This is a genomic window from Actinacidiphila bryophytorum (genome assembly GCF_016916835.1).
Lineage (GTDB): Bacteria > Actinomycetota > Actinomycetes > Streptomycetales > Streptomycetaceae > Actinacidiphila > Actinacidiphila bryophytorum.
Genome location: NZ_JAFFIX010000007.1, coordinates 121,603 through 138,219, shown reverse-complemented (window position 1 = coordinate 138,219; position 16,617 = coordinate 121,603). Strand labels below are relative to the sequence as shown.

17 protein-coding genes are annotated in these 16,617 nt (G+C 73.0%); 10 read left to right on the top strand and 7 right to left on the bottom strand.

All coding sequences use genetic code 11. The annotated features are described in order from the left end of the window. Nucleotides 1-47: 47 nt before the first annotated feature. The gene (locus tag JT723_RS13085; protein WP_205044869.1) at nt 48-1,208 is read right to left on the bottom strand and encodes a Gfo/Idh/MocA family protein; all 1,161 of its coding nucleotides are present in this window, start codon (nt 1,206-1,208) and stop codon (nt 48-50) included. A 251-nt stretch (nt 1,209-1,459) separates the two neighbouring features. On the opposite strand from JT723_RS13085, the gene JT723_RS13080 reads away from it, so the two are divergent. Then, on the top strand, nt 1,460-2,644 hold the full coding sequence (locus tag JT723_RS13080; protein ID WP_205044735.1) for an ROK family transcriptional regulator: 1,185 nt from the start codon (nt 1,460-1,462) through the stop codon (nt 2,642-2,644). Between the two features lie 7 nt (nt 2,645-2,651). Here JT723_RS13080 and JT723_RS13075 read toward each other — a convergent pair whose 3' ends face one another. Further along, nucleotides 2,652-3,425, bottom strand: coding sequence for a VOC family protein (locus JT723_RS13075; protein WP_205044734.1), 774 nt, complete (start codon nt 3,423-3,425; stop codon nt 2,652-2,654). 135 nt (nt 3,426-3,560) lie between these two features. On the opposite strand from JT723_RS13075, the gene JT723_RS13070 reads away from it, so the two are divergent. Beyond that, nucleotides 3,561-4,397 (top strand): sulfurtransferase, encoded by an 837-nt coding sequence (locus JT723_RS13070; RefSeq protein WP_205044733.1) that lies wholly within the window; start codon nt 3,561-3,563, stop codon nt 4,395-4,397. Between the two features lie 502 nt (nt 4,398-4,899). Here JT723_RS13070 and sepH read toward each other — a convergent pair. The 3 genes from sepH to JT723_RS13055 form a co-directional block, all read right to left on the bottom strand. Beyond that, nucleotides 4,900-6,012 carry a septation protein SepH gene (gene sepH, locus JT723_RS13065; RefSeq protein WP_205044868.1) on the bottom strand — a complete coding sequence of 371 codons (1,113 nt, stop codon included), beginning with the start codon at nt 6,010-6,012 and terminating at the stop codon, nt 4,900-4,902. Between the two features lie 350 nt (nt 6,013-6,362). Then, a complete protein-coding gene (locus JT723_RS13060) occupies nt 6,363-7,712 on the bottom strand; it encodes a D-arabinono-1,4-lactone oxidase (protein ID WP_205044732.1) in 1,350 nt (449 codons plus the stop codon). Next, the gene (locus tag JT723_RS13055) at nt 7,642-8,913 is read right to left on the bottom strand and encodes an MFS transporter (RefSeq protein WP_205044731.1); all 1,272 of its coding nucleotides are present in this window, start codon (nt 8,911-8,913) and stop codon (nt 7,642-7,644) included. The genes JT723_RS13060 and JT723_RS13055 overlap by 71 nt, the downstream gene beginning before the upstream one ends. A gap of 118 nt (nt 8,914-9,031) precedes the next feature. Between JT723_RS13055 and JT723_RS13050 the strand changes: the two genes are divergently transcribed. Continuing rightward, nucleotides 9,032-10,192: a ferrochelatase gene (locus JT723_RS13050; RefSeq protein ID WP_205044730.1), complete on the top strand. Its 1,161-nt coding sequence runs from the start codon at nt 9,032-9,034 to the stop codon at nt 10,190-10,192. A gap of 8 nt (nt 10,193-10,200) precedes the next feature. Next, entirely contained in the window at nt 10,201-11,025 is an 825-nt protein-coding gene (locus tag JT723_RS13045; RefSeq protein WP_205044729.1) for an inositol monophosphatase family protein, read from the top strand. A 74-nt stretch (nt 11,026-11,099) separates the two neighbouring features. Here JT723_RS13045 and JT723_RS13040 read toward each other — a convergent pair whose 3' ends face one another. After that, nucleotides 11,100-11,273, bottom strand: a complete 174-nt coding sequence (locus tag JT723_RS13040; RefSeq protein ID WP_205044728.1) for a hypothetical protein — start codon at nt 11,271-11,273, stop codon at nt 11,100-11,102. 233 nt (nt 11,274-11,506) lie between these two features. Here JT723_RS13040 and JT723_RS13035 point away from each other — a divergent pair, with 233 nt between their 5' ends. The 4 genes from JT723_RS13035 (at nt 11,507) to JT723_RS13020 (ending at nt 14,959) form a co-directional block, all read left to right on the top strand. Next, nucleotides 11,507-12,160, top strand: a complete 654-nt coding sequence (locus JT723_RS13035; protein WP_205044727.1) for a response regulator transcription factor — start codon at nt 11,507-11,509, stop codon at nt 12,158-12,160. A gap of 4 nt (nt 12,161-12,164) precedes the next feature. Further along, the gene (locus JT723_RS13030) at nt 12,165-13,418 is read left to right on the top strand and encodes a sensor histidine kinase (protein WP_205044726.1); all 1,254 of its coding nucleotides are present in this window, start codon (nt 12,165-12,167) and stop codon (nt 13,416-13,418) included. 453 nt (nt 13,419-13,871) lie between these two features. Continuing rightward, a complete protein-coding gene (locus tag JT723_RS13025) occupies nt 13,872-14,171 on the top strand; it encodes a DUF4193 domain-containing protein (RefSeq protein WP_033173914.1) in 300 nt (99 codons plus the stop codon). Next, nucleotides 14,168-14,959, top strand: coding sequence for a hypothetical protein (locus JT723_RS13020; protein ID WP_372441302.1), 792 nt, complete (start codon nt 14,168-14,170; stop codon nt 14,957-14,959). The genes JT723_RS13025 and JT723_RS13020 overlap by 4 nt, the downstream gene beginning before the upstream one ends. On the opposite strand, the gene JT723_RS13015 is transcribed toward JT723_RS13020, so the two are convergent. After that, nucleotides 14,956-15,411, bottom strand: coding sequence for a DUF3093 domain-containing protein (locus tag JT723_RS13015; RefSeq protein WP_205044725.1), 456 nt, complete (start codon nt 15,409-15,411; stop codon nt 14,956-14,958). The two genes, JT723_RS13020 and JT723_RS13015, sit on opposite strands and share 4 nt — an antisense overlap. Before the next feature lie 79 nt (nt 15,412-15,490). Between JT723_RS13015 and JT723_RS13010 the strand changes: the two genes are divergently transcribed. Next, nucleotides 15,491-16,096, top strand: coding sequence for a PaaI family thioesterase (locus JT723_RS13010; RefSeq protein ID WP_251513553.1), 606 nt, complete (start codon nt 15,491-15,493; stop codon nt 16,094-16,096). Further along, on the top strand, nt 16,093-16,617 hold the full coding sequence (dut, locus tag JT723_RS13005) for a dUTP diphosphatase (protein WP_205044723.1): 525 nt from the start codon (nt 16,093-16,095) through the stop codon (nt 16,615-16,617). Before JT723_RS13010 ends, dut begins: the two co-directional genes overlap by 4 nt.

The window sequence follows — 16,617 nt, the reverse complement described above, 5'->3', positions numbered from 1 at the left end:
GAGCAGCGGGCGGGCGGTGTCGGGGGGTACGGGAGCGGGCCGGTGGGTCAGGGCTTGGCGGGCGCGCCCTGCACCGGGATGTGCACGCCGAGCGCCGCCGCACTGGACTCGACGGCCGCGAGCACCTTCTGCACCTGCAGGCCGTCGCCGAACGACGGGCGCGGGTCCGTACCCTCCGCGACCGCCGTGACGAAGTCCCGCACCTGGTGGGTGAAGGTGTGCTCGTAGCCGATCAGGTGGCCGGGCGGCCACCAGGCGTCCAGGTACGGGTGGGTCGGCTCGGTCACCAGGATGCGCCGGAAACCGGCGGTCGAGGAGTCCTCCGAGCGGTCGTGGAAGGCCAGTTCGTTCATCGACTCGGCGTCGAAGGCCAGCGAGCCCGCCGAGCCGCTGATCTCGATCCGCATCGCGTTCTTGTGCCCGGTGGCGAACCGCGTCGCCTCGAACACCCCGATCGCGCCGCCGTCGAAACGCGCCGTGAAGAGCGCCGCGTCGTCCACCGTGACCGCGCCGCGCTCGGTGCTCGCCGTGCCCGACAGGCCGCTGGAGCTGGCGGGCAGCGGGCGCTCGGTCACGAACGTCTCCAGCACCGCGCCCACCGAGGAGATCCGCTGCCCGGTCAGGTACTGCGCCACGTCGATGCTGTGCGCGCCCAGGTCGCCGAGCGCCCCCGAGCCCGCCCGGTCCTTGCGCAGCCGCCAGGCCAGCGGGAACTCCGGGTCCACCAGCCAGTCCTGCAGATACTGCGCCCGCACCTGGTGGATCCTGCCCAGCCTGCCCTGCTCCACCAGCTGCCGGGCCAGCGCGAGCGCCGGCACCCTGCGGTAGTTGAAGGCCACCATGGAGCGCACGCCGTCCGCCGCGGCCTTCTGCGCCGCCGCTGCCATCTCCTCGGCCTCGCGCACCGAGTTGGCCAGCGGCTTCTCGCACAGTACGTGCTTGCCCGCGGCCAGTGCGGCAAGCGCGATCTCGGCGTGGCTGTCACCGGGGGTGCAGATGTCCACCACGTCGATGTCGGGCCGGGCGACCAGCTCCCGCCAGTCGGTCTCGGCGGACTGCCAGCCGTACTGCTCTGCGGCCTGCCGCACGCGCTCCGCCGAGCGGCCGCACACCGCGGTGAGCTCGACCCGCAGCGGCAGCTCGAAGAAGCGCCCGGCGGTGCGCCACGCATGCGAGTGCGCGGCTCCCATGAAGGCATGGCCCACCATGCCGATCCGCAGGGCCTGCGGAGCTGTCGTCGTCACGTGCGTCCTCCTCGGGCGGCACTGGGCCGTGAATCGTTATTCATCCGGCATCGACTGAAACTCGCGGGATTGGATAGAACAGTTCGCGAGTTTCTGCCTGAACTTCGTCATAAGTCAAGGCTCTTGACCGGCCCGGACGCAAGAGGGCACGGTGCGCGGACCAGTACCCGCAAACCGACATGCACACACCCCCGGGGGTAACGATCGACACACCAGTGAACCTGCGCGAGGTCGGAAGGCTGCGGGTCCTCGAAGCCCTGCACGCCACACCGCGCAGCAGCCGCCCCGAACTGGTACGGGTCACCGGCCTGTCCCGGGCCACCGTCTCCTCGCTCGTCGCCGACCTCATCGCGGTCGGCCTGGTCACCGAGGAGGAACCCGACACCGACGACCCGGAGCCGCGCCGCACCGGGCGCCCCGCCCAGTCGCTGTCCCTGGTGCCCACCGCCGGCTACGCCATCGGCGCGGACATCGGCCACCAGCACGTACGGGTCAACCTGTGCGACCTGTTCGGCACCGTGCTGTGGGAGCACTGGGTCGCCAAGGACGTCGACCGCGCGCCCGAGGAGACCCTCGACCTGGTCGCCGTCCTGGTCGGCCGCGCCCTCCAGGAGACCGGCGTCGCCCGCGCCCGGGTGCTCGGCATCGGCGCGGGCATCGCCTCACCGGTGGAGAAGGGCAGCGGCGAACTCGGCGCCGAGGGCATCATGCCCGGCTGGGTCGGCCTGCACATCACCGAAGAACTGCAGCGGCGCACCGCCCTCCCGGTCCGCGTCACCAACGACGCCAACGCCGGCGCACTGGCCGAGCTGATGTACGGGGCCGGCCGGCAGGTCGGCGACATGGTCTACGTACGGCTGTCGGCCGGCATCGGCGCCGGCATCGTCAGCAACGGGCAGCTGCTGCTCGGCGCACGGGGACTGGCGGGCGAGATCGGCCACCTGCCGCTCATCACCGACGGACTCATCTGCCGCTGCGGCAACCGCGGCTGCCTGGAGACCGTGGCCAGCCCCGTCGCGATCGCCCGGCTGCTCACCCAGAGCTGGGGCCGCCAGGTCGCCGCACGGGACCTGCCCGCACTGATCAGGCAGCGCAACACCGGGGCGCTGCGGGCCGTACGCGACGCGGGCGACGCCGTCGGGCGCGCGCTGTCCACGCTGGTCACCCTGCTCAACCCGCGGCTGATCGTGGTCGGCGGCGACCTGGCAGGAGCCGGCGAGGACCTGCTGGAGCCGCTGCGCGCGGGAGTGCGGCGGCACACCCTGCCCTCGGCCGCCCGGGGCGTCGAGATCGTCACCGGCGGCCTCGGCGACGGCGCGGAGGTACGCGGCGCCGCCGGCCTGGTCCTCGCCGGCGCCCCGCACCTGCTCTCCACGACGCCCCCGGGCGAGGCGGCCTGACGCCGGGTCAGCCCCGGGCCAGCAGGCCGAAGGCGGCGCCCTCCGGGTCGGCCACCGTCGCCGCGGTGCCGAGCGGGTCCTCGTGCGGCGGGGCCAGCACCCGGCCGCCCAGCCGTACGGCCTGGTCGGCGGCCGCCTGCACGTCCTCGACGGCGAAGGCCGTCACCCAGTGGGCGCCCCGGTCCCGCGGCAGGTTCCTGCCGACACCGCGGACGTCGGCCACCGGCTGCCCGCCCAGCGTCAGCACCGTCAGGTCCTCCTCGTCACCGCCCGCGCGCTGCGAGCCGAAGCCGAAGACGGCCTCGTAGAACTTGCCGACCAACGTCGCGTCGTTGGTGACGAGTTCACTGCGGGCCACGCTCCCCGGCACGCCGGTGACGTCGGAGCCGGCGAACAGACCGCTCTGCCAGATGCCGAAGACGGCGCCCGACGGGTCCACGGCGACAGCGAGCCGGCCGTCCTCGCCGATGTTGAGCGGCCCGATGCCGACCGTGCCGCCGCACTCCCGCACCGACTCGGCGGCATGGTCCACGTCGTCCACGGCCAGCATCGTGGTCCACGACACCGGCCGGTGCGGCTCGGGGGCGCCCTCGCCGATCCCCGCCACCCGCAGGCCGCCGACCTGCGCGAAGGAGTACGAGCCGAGCTGCGGCGGGCCGGGGGTGAACTCCCAGCCGAACAACGTCCCGTAGAAGTCCCGGGCCAGGTCGGCCCGGTGCGCCATCAGGCTGGCCCAGCAGGGTGTGCCGGGAAGACGCCGGGACGGTACCTCGGTGGTCATGCGAACGCTCTCCTCATGGGCAGCCCGCTGCCTGCCCGGCTTCCGCGGGGGTTGGCACTGCCGATCGTCGCACCGACGGCGCCGGTGCGCTGTCGGCCGCGCCGGGTACAACTGCCGCGCCTCCACAATAGGTGCATGGAATTCCTCATCACCGCCCGCGAACTGGCCGGCGAGCTGGCCGCCCCCGTGCCGCCCGTCCTGCTGGACGTGCGCTACCGGATGGGCGGCCCGCCCGGACACGGCGAATACGCCAAGGGCCACATCCCCGGGGCGCGTTACGTCGACCTGGACGCGGAACTGGCCGCGCCGCCCGGCGCGGGCGGGCGGCACCCGCTGCCCGACGCCGACGCTTTCGGCGCGGCCATGCGCCGCGCCGGGGTCGGCGCCGACACCGACGTCGTCGTCTACGACGACGCCAACGGCTGGGGTCCCGCCCGCGCCTGGTGGCTGCTGCGCTGGGCCGGCCACCACCGGGTCAAGGTCCTGGACGGCGGCCTGGCCGCCTGGAAGGCCGCGGGAGGGCCGCTCAGCACGGAGGAACCGCCGCCGGGGGAGGGCGACTTCGCGCCGCGCCCCGGCGGCATGCCGGTGGTCGACGCCGACGGCGCCGCCGAGCTGGCCCGCCGCGGTCTGCTCCTGGACGCCCGGGCCGGCGAGCGCTACCGCGGCGAGGTCGAGCCCGTCGACCCGGTCGCCGGCCACATCCCCGGCGCCGTCAGCGCCCCCACCACGGCCAACACCGCCCCCGACGGTACGTATCTGCCCGCCGGCGAGCTGGCGGCGCGTTTCGCGGCCCTGGGCGCCACGACCGCCCCCGAGGTCGGCGTCTACTGCGGCTCCGGCGTCTCCGCCGCCCACCAGATCCTCGCCCTCGCGGAAGCCGGCATCCCCGCGACGCTCTACCCCGGCTCCTGGAGCGAATGGATCACCACCCCCACCCGCCCCATCACCACCGGCCCTTCCCCCACCTGACCCCGCCCCCCCCAGGGGGCGCGGGGCTGCCTCCGTTCTGCGGCTTCCGCCGCGTGGGCGCGCACGTGACGACGGGCGGCCACCCCCCAGGGGCGCGGGGCTGCACCTGATCTGCGGCCTCCGCCGTGTGGGCGCGCACGTGACGACGGGCGGCCACCACCCCAGGGGCGCGGGGAACTGTGCGCTCAGCCTCCCCCAGCGCTTCGCCTGGGGGTGCCCCGACTCGCTTCGCTCGCCCGCCGGTGGTCCGGTACGGTCCGAACCACCCCTTTCGGTCGGTGACGACCTGCGCGCCCGGTGGGGGCTGGTCGCGCAGTTCCCCGCGCCCCTGAAAAGCACCGCCGACCGCAGGGGCGCCCCTGAAAAACGCTCACCGCCCTGCGCAAGGGCGCCCCCCTCAGCCTCCGCGGACGGGGAGGGCGCGTCGTGGCGTGGGAGGCGCGCTCGGGAGTGGAGGGGCACCCTCCGCCCGGGGGAACCGGGGAGGGGGCAAGGCAGGGGGTTATTCCTGCTTCTTGCGGCGGCTGCCGAAGACGATCTCGTCCCAGCTCGGCACGGTCGCCCGCCGGCCCGGGCGGACGCCGTCCGCCTCGGCCTGGCGGTCGGTCGTACCGACCAGGCGGTCGCGGTGGCCCGCGACCGCCCGCGGCATGAGCACGTCGGCGTAGGCCGACCCCGCACTGGCCGCGGGCGCGGCCGTCTCCTGCTCGGCCTCGGCGGCGGGCTCGGCCGGCACCGGCTCCGGCGGGGCCGCCGGCGGCGCGGGCACGACCATGTCGCCGCGGAAGCTCGGCACCGCTTCCAGCAGGCTGGTCAGCGAGTCGCGCTCCTCCGGCTCCGCGGTCGCGGCGGCCCGCTCCTCCGCCCGGGCCTCGCGGGCTTCCCGCGCCTCCCGGCTGGAGTCGCGGTCCAGTTGCCGGTCGAGCGCCCGGTCCAGCGGGCGGTCGCGCGGCAGCCGTGCGATGCGCGGCACGAAGGGAAAGCTCGGCTCCTGCGCCTGCGTCTGCGCCTGGGTGGTCTCGCCGATCAGCGACCTGGCCTCGTCGTCGACGGCCTGCACGAGGCGCCGCGGCGGGTCGTAGGTCCAGCTCGCCGAGTGCGGCTCACCGGCCACCCGGTAGACGAGCAGCACCTCCCAGGTGCCGTCGTCGCGCCGCCAGGAGTCCCACAGGACGGTCTCCTTCTCGGCGCCGCGCAGCAGCAGCCGTTCTGCGACCGCCTCGCCCAGTTGCGGGCCGGTGCTCTCGCCCTGCCGCCTGACGGGGGTCTTCCTGGCCCGCTCGGCCATGAAGGCGCGTTCGGCCAGCACGGGGCCCTCGAAGCGGCGTACCCGCTCCACGGGGATCCCGGCCATCTGCGCGACTTCTTCCGCCGAGGCACCCGCGCGTATCCGCGCCTGGATGTCGCGGGGCCGCAGATGGCTCTCGACCTCGATCTCGATCTGGCCGAGCCTGGCCCGGTCGTTGCGTACCGCGGCGCGCAGCCGCTCGTCGATCGGGAGTGTGTATTCCGTGCTGTCGGCAGCCTTGAGCACCAGTCGTGTGCCGTCGTTGCTGACGGCCACGACGCGCAGTTCGGGCACGGTTACCTCCCGGGTGGTGCCTGCCGACGTCAGTTGCGTCGCTGCTCCCGTTGGACGAGTGTGGCCTGCCCGGGTGCAGCGTGCCACAACCTTGCAGAGTTGCCCGGCGTGTCGGCACTGGCTGGTGACACGCCGTTATGGGACGGTGGTCGATTGGCCACTCAGTGTGACCAATGACCGCGCACCGGGGCGAGCGCCGTCGAGGCTCCCTCCCCTTCGTCCGGGCGACCGGACGGGCAACCGGGAGCACGGAATCGTCACGGTACTCCATTTGGGCCAGTCGGGGGCGGCTGCCGCGCCGCCGAATGTGGTGCGCGGAGCGGGAGTTGAGTGACCCGGCTCACTCGTTCGTGGCGTGCGCCGGGGGCAAAAAGGGCGAAGGGCTACGAACCAAGCACCCGCCGGAGGTAGTCGTTGGCGAAAAGCCGCGCCGGGTCCAACTGATCGCGTAGTTGTGTGAACTCGGTGAAGCGCGGATAGACCGTCCGGAAATAGTCCGCGTCCCGGGTGTGCATCTTGCCCCAGTGCGGCCGGCCGCCCCGCTCGGTCATGATCTTCTCGACCGCGGTGAAGTACTCCTGGTACCGGCTGCCGCGGTACATGTGCACCGCCACGTACGCGCTGTCGCGTCCGGACGCGGTCGACAGCGCGATGTCGTCGGCCGGCGCGACCCGTACCTCCACGGGGAAGCTGATCCGCAGTGAGGACCGCTCCACCGTCGCCTTGAGCTCCCGGATCGCCTCGACCGCGGCCTCCCGCGGCAGCGCGTACTCCATCTCCACGAAGCGCACCCGGCGCGGGCTGGTGAAGACCTTGTAGGGGATGTCGGTGTAGGTGCGGGCGGACAGCGCGCGGCTGGAGATCCTGGCGATGCCCGGGATGGCGGCCGGGGCGGCCCTGCCGACCGCGCAGGCGGCCTTGAAGACCCCGTTGGACAGCAGTTCGTCGTCGATCCAGCCGCGGACCGCGGGGAGTGGCGCCGCAGGCCCCTGGCTGCGGTTGTTCCGCTTGGTGTTGCAGCTGTCGGTGTGCGGGAACCAGTAGAACTCGAAGTGCTCGTTCTCCGCGGCCAGTGCGTCGAACTCGGCCATCACCCGGTCGAAGGGCATCGGCTCCTCACGGGCCGTCAGCAGGAAGACCGGCTCGACGGCGAAGGTGACCGCGCTGATCACGCCGAGCGCGCCGAGGCCGATCCGGGCGGCGGCGAAGACCTCGGGCCGCTCGTCGGCGGAGCAGGTGAGCACCGAGCCGTCGGCGGTGACGATCTCCAGGGCGGTGATCTGCGCGGCGATGGAGCCCGAGTCGCGTCCGGTGCCGTGGGTGCCGGTGCTGGTGGCGCCGGCCACCGTCTGCTCCATGATGTCGCCCATGTTGGTCAGCGACAGGCCTTCGGCGGCCAGCGCCGCGTTGAGGTGCTTGAGCTGCACGCCGGCCTCGGCGGTGACGGTGCCCGCGGCCTTGTCGATGGAGCGGATCGCGGTGAGCCGCTCGGGCCTGATCAGCACCCCGCCGGTGGCGGCGGTGGAGGTGAAGGAGTGCCCCGAGCCGACCGCCTTGGCCGTCAGGCCGTCCTCGGCCGCCGCCCGCAGCGCCTCGGCCAGTTCCCCGGTGGATGCGGGTGCGACGCTGCGTACCGGGCGCGCGGCGACGTTGCCCGCCCAGTTACGCCACACCCCCGTGTCCGTCGACCGCGTCGTGCGCGCCGATCGTGCCGTGCCCGTCGTCGTACCCACCGCGCGGCTCCTCCCGCTCCGGCGCCGGATGCAGCCGGCGATACCCGAGTCCTGCCACCGTCGCGGCGAGCAGCGCCGCGCAGGCGGGCACCGCGAACGCCGCAGAGGCGCCGTGCGCGTCGGTCACCCGGCCGGCGAGCGCGGCTCCCAGGGCGACGCCGATCGCGAGCCCCGTGGAGGTCCACGTGATGCCCTCGGTCAGTTTCGCCCGCGGTACCAGCCGTTCGACCAGGTTCATCGACGTCACCATTGTCGGTGCGATCGTCAGACCGGAGAAGAACAGCGCCATGGCCAGGAACACCAGGTTTCCGACCAGTAGTGGCGGGATCATACTCACCGCCATCAGGCACACGCCCAGCAGGAACCTGCCTTGTGCCGTCCCGCGCGGCCGGATCAGTCCGAAGGCCAGCCCCGCCAGGCACGAACCGAGGGCATATGTCGCCAGCACCAGGCTGGCCGCCGGCTTGTGTCCGCGCTCGTCCGCGAAGGCCAGGGTGATCACGTCGACCGCGCCGAAGACGCTGCCGGTGCCGACGAAGACCCCGATGAGCACCGGCATGCCCGGCGAACGCAGCGCCGAGCCGCCCGCGTGGTGGGCGCGCGGATGCGGCTGCGGCTCGGTGCCGCGCTGCGCGGTCAGCAGCAGCACACCGATGCCCAGGAAGGCGGCGGCCAGCAGCGGCCCCGCCTCGGAGAACCAGACCGTGCACAGTCCGATGGAAAGGATCGGGCCGAGAATGAAGACGATCTCGTCCACCACTGATTCGAACGAATAGGCCGTGTGCAGAAGTTCCGGCGCCCCACGGTGGATGGCCGACCAGCGCGCCCGCACCATCGCACCCAGGCTCGGCGTGGCGCCGATGCCTACCGCGCACACGAAGAACAGCCAGTGCGGCGCTCCGCCCCGCACCGCGGCCAGCAGGGTCAGCACCGACACCACGGTGACCGCCGCGGTCGGCCGCAGCACCCGGGCCTGCCCGTACCTGTCCACCAGCCGCGACACCTGCGGGCCGACCGCCGCCCCCGACAGCGCGACGGTCGCCGACAGCGCGCCGGCGAGCCCGTACTGCCCGGTGACCTGCGAGATCATCGTCACGATGCCGACGCCCAGCATCGACAGCGGCATCCGTCCGACCAGCCCGGCGGCGGAGAAGGCGCGCGTGCCGGGGGCCGCGAAAATCGCGCGGTAGGGGCTGGTCACGAGGGCGCTCCCGTAAGGACTCCGGTGGGTCCCTACAGCTTACGAAGGCCGGCAACCGGTTAAATGCGCCGCCGGGGCCGGTCGGGGGCACCCGCGACCTGGTGGCAGGATCGGAGGCATGCCAGAGCAGCCACCCAAGACCGACGCCCGTGTGCCGGGGACCGCGGCGCCGGGCACCGACCCCGCCCCCTACGACGCGCTCCTGCTGCTGTCCTTCGGCGGCCCCGAGGGACCCGACGACGTGGTGCCCTTCCTGGAGAACGTCACCCGCGGCCGCGGCATCCCGCGCGAGCGCCTCAAGGAGGTCGGGCAGCACTACTTCCTCTTCGGCGGGGTCAGCCCGATCAACGAGCAGAACCGCGACCTGCTCGACGCGCTGCGCAAGGACTTCGCCCAGCACGGCCTGGACCTGCCGGTCTTCTGGGGCAACCGCAACTGGGCGCCCTACCTGACCGACACGCTGCGGGAGATGTCCGACACCGGCCACCGCCGCGTCCTGGTGCTGGCCACCAGCGCCTACGCCTCCTACTCCGGCTGCCGGCAGTACCGCGAGAACCTGGCCGCCGCCCTCGCCACGCTCGCCGCCGAGGGCCGGGCGGTGCCGCAGGTCGACAAGCTGCGGCACTACTTCAACCACCCCGGCTTCGTCGAGCCGATGGCCGAGGCGACACTGGCCGCGCTCGCCGCCCTGCCGCCCGCGGTACGGGCCGGCGCCCGGCTCGCCTTCACCACCCACTCGATCCCGACCGCCGCCGCCGACACCTCGGGGCCGGTCGAGGGCCACGGCGACGGCGGCGCCTACGTCGCGCAGCACCTGGACACCGCGCGGCTGGTCGCCGCCGCCGTGCAGGCCGCGGACGGCGTGGAGCGCCCCTGGGAGCTGGTCTACCAGTCCCGCAGCGGCGCCCCGCAGATCCCCTGGCTCGAACCCGACATCTGCGACCACCTGGAAGCGGTGCAGGCGGACGGCGCCCCGGCCGTCGTCATGGTGCCGATCGGCTTCGTCTCCGACCACATGGAGGTGAAGTACGACCTGGACACCGAGGCGGCGGCCAAGGCCGCCGAGCTGGACCTGCCGGTCAGCAGGGCCGCCACCGTAGGTGCCGACCCGCGGTTCGCCGCGGCCGTGCGCGACCTGGTGCTGGAGCGGGCCGCCGCCGAACGCGGCGCCGCCCCCGCCCGCTGCGCGCTCGGCGCCCTCGGCCCGAGCCACGACGTGTGTCCCGCCGGCTGCTGTCCCGCCAGGAAGCCGCTGCCCGCCGCCGCAGGAACCGACTGAGGAGTCACGTGAGCACCCAAGCGTCACCGCCCGACCGCACCGCGCAGTACGCCGAGCTGCTCGGGGTCGCCCTCGACGCGGCCCGCAGGGCCGGCGCCCTGCTGCGGGACGGCCGCCCGGCCGACCTCGGCGTCGCCGCCACCAAGAGCAGCCAGGTCGACGTCGTCACCGAGATGGACATCGCCGCGGAGAAGCTGATCACCGACCACATCGCCCGGCTGCGCCCGGACGACGGCCTGCTGGGCGAGGAGGGCGCCAGCCGTGCGGGCAGCAGCGGGGTGCGCTGGGTCATCGACCCGCTGGACGGCACCGTGAACTACCTCTACGGCCTGCCGTCCTGGTCGGTCAGCATCGCCGCCGAGCTGGACGGCGAGGTGGTGGTGGGCGTCGTGGAGGCGCCGATGCGCGGCGAGACCTACCAGGCGGTGCTGGGCGGCGGCGCCCTGGTCAACGGTGTCCAGGCGCGCCGCAGGCCGGCCCCCGAGCTGGCCCAGGCGCTGGTCGGCACCGGCTTCGGCTACGTCGCCGAGCGGCGGGCCGCCCAGGCGGAGGTGGTGCGCGCCCTGCTGCCGCAGGTCCGCGACATCCGGCGCGCCGGGTCTGCGGCGATCGACCTGGTCGACGTGGGCTGCGGGCGGCTCGACGCGTATTACGAGCGCGGGCTCAACCCCTGGGACCTGGCCGCCGGCGACCTCTTCGCCCGCGAGGCCGGCGCGCTCACCGGCGGGCGGCCGGGGGAGCGGGCCTCGGGCGACCTCACGGTGGCCGCGCCCGCGGGGCTCTTCGAGCCGCTGCAGCAGTGCCTGGAGGAGTTGGGCGCCTGGCACGACTGACCCCCGGGCCGGTACGGCGGCGGGCATGCGAACGCCCCGGCTCCCTCCTGGGGCCGGGGCGTGCGGCTTGGGGGTCAGGCGACCTTGGGCCGTACGTCCACGCCGTGCTCCGCTGCGAGCCTGCGCAGGTCGTCCAGCTCGCCCTGTTCGACCTCGGCGAGGAATTCGTCGCCCGTCTCCCGCGCCCTGCGCAGGTCGGACTCCGTCGTGTGTATGCGCTGCAGGATTCCGGTGGTGAACGCGTCCATGTGGCGCCCCCTCGTCGTCTCCGTTGACACGGGGATGTGTCAAGCCAGATGCCGCGCGCGGCAACGCGCGACAGGCGTGGTGGGTGGGTGTGCAGTCGTCCTCCCCGTCAGGCCAGCACCGGAAACCTCATCCGGCCGAGGGAAATTCCTCGGGCCGCGCACTTACCGCCGATTTACCGGGGTCCGGTGCAGGATGGGGGAGCATTCCCACAGCTCACGGAAGGAACAGCGCCTTGCGCGTACTGGTCGTCGAGGACGAGCAACTGCTCGCCGATGCGGTTGCCACCGGCCTGCGCCGCGAGGCCATGGCCGTCGACGTGGTCTACGACGGCGGTGCGGCCCTGGAGCGTATCGGGGTCAACGACTACGACGTCGTCGTACTGGACCGTGACCTCCCGGTCGTGCACGGTGACGAGGTGTGCCGGCAGATCGTCGGCCTCGGCCTGCCGACCCGGGTGCTGATGCTGACCGCCGCCGGCGACGTCAGCGACCGGGTCGAGGGCCTGGAGCTGGGCGCGGACGACTACCTGCCCAAGCCCTTCGCCTTCACCGAGCTGACCGCCAGGGTCCGCGCGCTCGGGCGGCGTACGACCGCGGCCCTGCCTCCGGTCCTGGAGCGCTCCGGCATCCGGCTCGACCCGAACCGCCGCGAGGTCTCCAGGGACGGCGCAGAGGTCCACCTGGCGCCCAAGGAGTTCGCGGTGCTCGAGGTGCTGATGCGCAGCGAGGGCTCGGTGGTCTCGGCCGAGCAGCTGCTGGAGAAGGCCTGGGACGAGAACACCGACCCGTTCACCAACGTGGTGCGCGTCACGGTGATGACCCTGCGCCGCAAGCTGGGCGAGCCGCCGGTGATCGTCACCGTGCCCGGCTCGGGTTACCGGATCTGATCGCGTGGCATCCCCCTCGTCCCCCCCGCCCCCCGCACCGCAGGCGCCGCCGCGCCCGCCGTGGGACCCGCAGCCCGCCGAGGGCCAGCCGCCGTGGCTGCGGCCGACCATCCGGATACGGCTCACCGTGCTCTACGGCGGCATGTTCCTGATCGCCGGCGTGCTGCTGCTGTGGATCATCTACCTGCTGGCCGCGCAGGCCATCAAGGAGGGCAGCGAGCTGCCCTTCAAGATCATCAGCGCCAACATCCAGAACAACGGCTGCCCCGCGCTGCCCTCCACCGGCCAGGCCAGCCAGGACGAGTTCAACGCCGCGCTCAACACCTGCATGCGGCACCAGCGTGACCTGGCGCTGAACACGCTGCTCAAACGCTCCCTGCTGGCGCTGATCGGCCTGGCCATGGTCGCCTTCGCCTTCGGCTACGTGATGGCGGGGCGGGTGCTGTCCCCGCTGGGGCGGATCACCCGCACCGCCCGCAGCGTGGTCGGCTCCGACCTCAAGCGCCGGATCGAGCTGGACGGACCCGACGACGAGCTCAAGGAGCTGGCCGACACCTTCGACGAGATGCTGGACCGGCTGGAGCGCTCCTTCGACGCCCAGCGCCGCTTCGTCGCGAACGCCTCGCACGAGCTGCGCACCCCGCTGGCGATCAACCGGACGCTGCTGGAGGTCCAGCTGTCCGATCCGGAGGCGTCGGCCGACCTGCAACAGCTCGGCAAGACCCTGCTGGCCACCAACGAGCGCAGCGAGCAGCTCGTGGAGGGTCTGCTGCTGCTGGCCCGCAGCGACAACGAGATCGTCGACCGCAAGCCGGTGGACCTGGCGGAGGCGGCCTCCCAGGCGCTGGAGCAGACCCGTGGCGAGGCGCAGGCCAAGGGCGTGGAGCTGCGCGCCGCCCTGGAGGCGGCGGTCGTGCAGGGCAGCGGTGTGCTGCTGGAGCGGATCGCGCTGAATCTGGTGCAGAACGCGGTGCGCTACAACGTGCCCAAGGACGGCTGGGTCGAGGTCGGCACCGAGGTGCGGGGCGGCCACGCGCTCATCGTCGTGGCGAATACCGGACCGGTCGTCCCGGCATATGAGATCGACAACCTCTTCGAGCCCTTCCGGCGGCTGCGCACCGAGCGCACCGGGAGCGACAAGGGCGTCGGCCTCGGCCTGTCCATCGCCCGCTCGGTCGCCAGGGCGCACGGCGGGGTCATCACCGCGGAGCCCCGCGAGGGCGGTGGCCTGGTCATGAGGGTCGCGATCCCGGTCTGACCAGGTGGGCCGCAAGATGCCGAAGTGCGGTGTGAACCGTGTCACGCCGCTGATCACGGAGTGTGGCGGCCCGCCCGACCACTGTTCGCTTTGCGAGTAATTCTGCGATCTGTGCCGCGCCCGGATGTGTTGTGATCGATCGCACACACGATTTCCCCATCGCCTACACTCAGTGATCAAGACATTGGGGAAAAGACCGGAAAATCCATGTTTCCGCAGGTCATGATCACGGGAAGTACAGGTACTGGCGGCCGCGGCGGAACGGTTCCCGGCCATCGGAGACCATGATCGGCCACCCGTGCGATCACCCCTTCGGGGGTGTAGCTGGGTGTCGATTGAGTAACAGGCCTTGATGTGAGGCAAAATCTCCGCCTCAGGTCGGGCACAAGTCCGGCCTCCCGCGCGTTACGTGCGCTGGAGACACCGCAGACACCCACAGGGGGAGAGCGAAAAATGGCAACGGATTACGACACTCCACGCAAGACCGACGATGACGTCAACGAGGACAGCATCGAGGAACTGAAGGCACGCAGGAACGAGAAGTCGACCTCCGCGGTCGACGTCGACGAGTTCGACCAGGCCGAGTCCCTGGAGCTGCCCGGCGCCGACCTCTCCAACGAGGAGCTGTCGGTCCGCGTGCTGCCGCGGCAGGCGGACGAGTTCACCTGCATGAGCTGCTTCCTGGTGCACCACAGGAGCCAGCTCGCCTCGGAGAAGAACGGCAACCCGATCTGCCGCGACTGCGCGGCCTGATCAGGGTGACCGGCACGCCGGAAGGCCGTGAGGGCGCCGAGCGAGGCCGTGCGGCCTCGCTCGCGGCCATGACCGCCCGCGGCCTCGGCCGGGGCGTCAGGCACGGTGTGAGCGGTGTGAGCGGCGGCGCCCGCAAGGGCGGCAGTGCCGCACGTGCCGGTATCGGCTCTGCCGCCGAGCGGCTCATCGAGGTGGCACCCCGCATCCCGGTGCGGGACCTGGCCACCTTGCGCCGGCAGTTCCCCGGGCTCGGCCCGGAAGCGATCGCGGACCGGCTGATCGCCACCGCGGTCAAGGGCACGATGACGGTCGGCGCCGGTGTCGGCGCCGCCGCGATGCTGCCCACCCCGCCGGCCATGCCGGCGGAGCTGGTGACCGAGACCTTCGGCGTCGCGGCCATCGAGTACAAGCTGATCGCCGAGCTGCACGAGGTCTACGGACTGCGCGTCCCCGGTGGTGCCCGCGAGCGGGCCACCGCCTATCTGTGGTCCTGGACCGAGCAGCGCGGTATCGACGTGCTGAAGCTGTCCACCGTCAACGTCGCGCTGGGCAGCACCATGAAGCGCGAGATGCGGCAGCGGCTGCTGCGCAGGACGCTGCGCAATGCGCCCGTCCTGACGCCGTTCATGATCGGTGCGGCCGTCGGCGCGGTGATGAACCGCCGCGACACCCGCAAACTCGCCGAGCGGGTTCGCCGCGACCTGCGCGCGACGCAGTTCCCCTGGCCCGAGCTGCCGGTGGAAGAGGCGGGACCTGGCCCCTACCCGGCCCCTGACGCCGGGATCTAGGCGGCTTCCGCGGTCCTGACCGCGTCGAGTGCCGCCGCGAGCCGCTGCGGCGAACGCGTCGACAGATACACGTAAGGCGTGGGGTCCGCGGGGTCGGTCACCTCGACCTTGAGCGCGGTCGGTACGTACGAGCGCATCAGCATGAAGGCCCGCGGGTCCGCCTTGTGCGACCGCCAGGCCACCGTCTCCTCCGGGTCCAGCACGGTCGCCGCGCCCAGCGCCGCCACCGGGATCCGCGCCTTGCCGGCGACCAGCGAACCGGCCACCACCCTGATCCGGGCCGACCCGTAGGAGCTGACGGCCATCATGGACAGGGCGGCGCCGCCGACCAGGCCGGCCAGCAGCGGCAGCGGGCCGAAGGGGAGCAGGATCAGCGCCACCGCCACACCCACGGCGATGGCCAGGAACCACCAGGAACGCGGGACGGTGAGCCGTTCGTCGTAAGGCTGCATGGCACCAGACTGCCATGTGCCGCCGAGAGGGCCGCGGGCACGGCGGGAGGGGACAGCGCAGGAGGGTAGGGTCTCGGGCGTGAGTGCAGCAACGACACCCCCGGGGGACGGGCGGCAGGGCCTCAAGCCGCCGCCAGACGCCGCCGCGCCCGTACGGCACCCCGACGCCCCCGCGCCGGGCGAACTGCTGGGCGCCCACTACGACCAGTGCTTCGGCTGCGGCGATGCCCAGCCGCACGGGCTGCACCTGGCGGCCAGGGCGGGCGAAGGCGTCAGCGTGACCGCGGAGTTCACCGTGCAGCCCGCCCACCAGGGGGCTCCCGGGCTCGCGCACGGCGGGGTGCTGGTGTCGGCGCTGGACGAGACGCTGGGCGCGCTGGGCTGGCTGCTGCGGGTCATCGCGGTCACCGGGCGCCTGGAGTCGGACTTCGTCCGCCCGGTGCCGGTCGGAGCGACCCTGCACCTGACCGCCCGCTGCACCGCGGTGGCGGGCCGCAAGATCTACAGCAGCGCCGAGGGCCGGATCGGCGGCCCCGAGGGGCCGGTGGCCGTCCGCGCCGACGCGCTCTTCGTCGAGGTCAAGCTCGACCACTTCACGGCCAACGGCAGGCCCGAGGAGATCAGGGCCGCCATGGAGGACCCCGACCAGGTCAAGGTCGCCCGCGCCTTCGAGGTGAACCCGTGACCCGGCCCCCGGTGGACGTGCTGCTGCGCCGGCTCGACGGGTCGGTGCCCGTGCCCTCCTACGGGCATCCAGGGGACGCCGGCGTCGACCTGACCACCACGCAGGCCGCCGAGCTGGCACCCGGCGAGCGGGCCGTGCTGCCCACCGGGATCTCCGTCGCGCTGCCCGACGGCTACGCGGCCTTCGTGCACCCGCGGTCCGGTCTTGCCGCCCGGTGCGGAGTAGCACTGGTGAATGCCCCGGGAACGGTGGATGCCGGGTACCGTGGAGAGATCAAGGTGATCGTGGTCAATCTGGACCCGCGCGAGTCCGTGCGGTTCGAGCGGGGCGACCGGATCGCCCAACTGGTCGTCCAGCAGGTCGAGCGGGTCCGCTTCCACGAAGTGGCGGAGCTGCCCGGCTCTGCCAGGGCCGCGGGGGGCTTCGGCTCCACGGGGGGTCATGCCGCGGTGGAGACGCCGTCGGCTGACACGTCCAGATACGGATACGCATCGGTCGTAGCAGACCGGGAAGGACAGTGA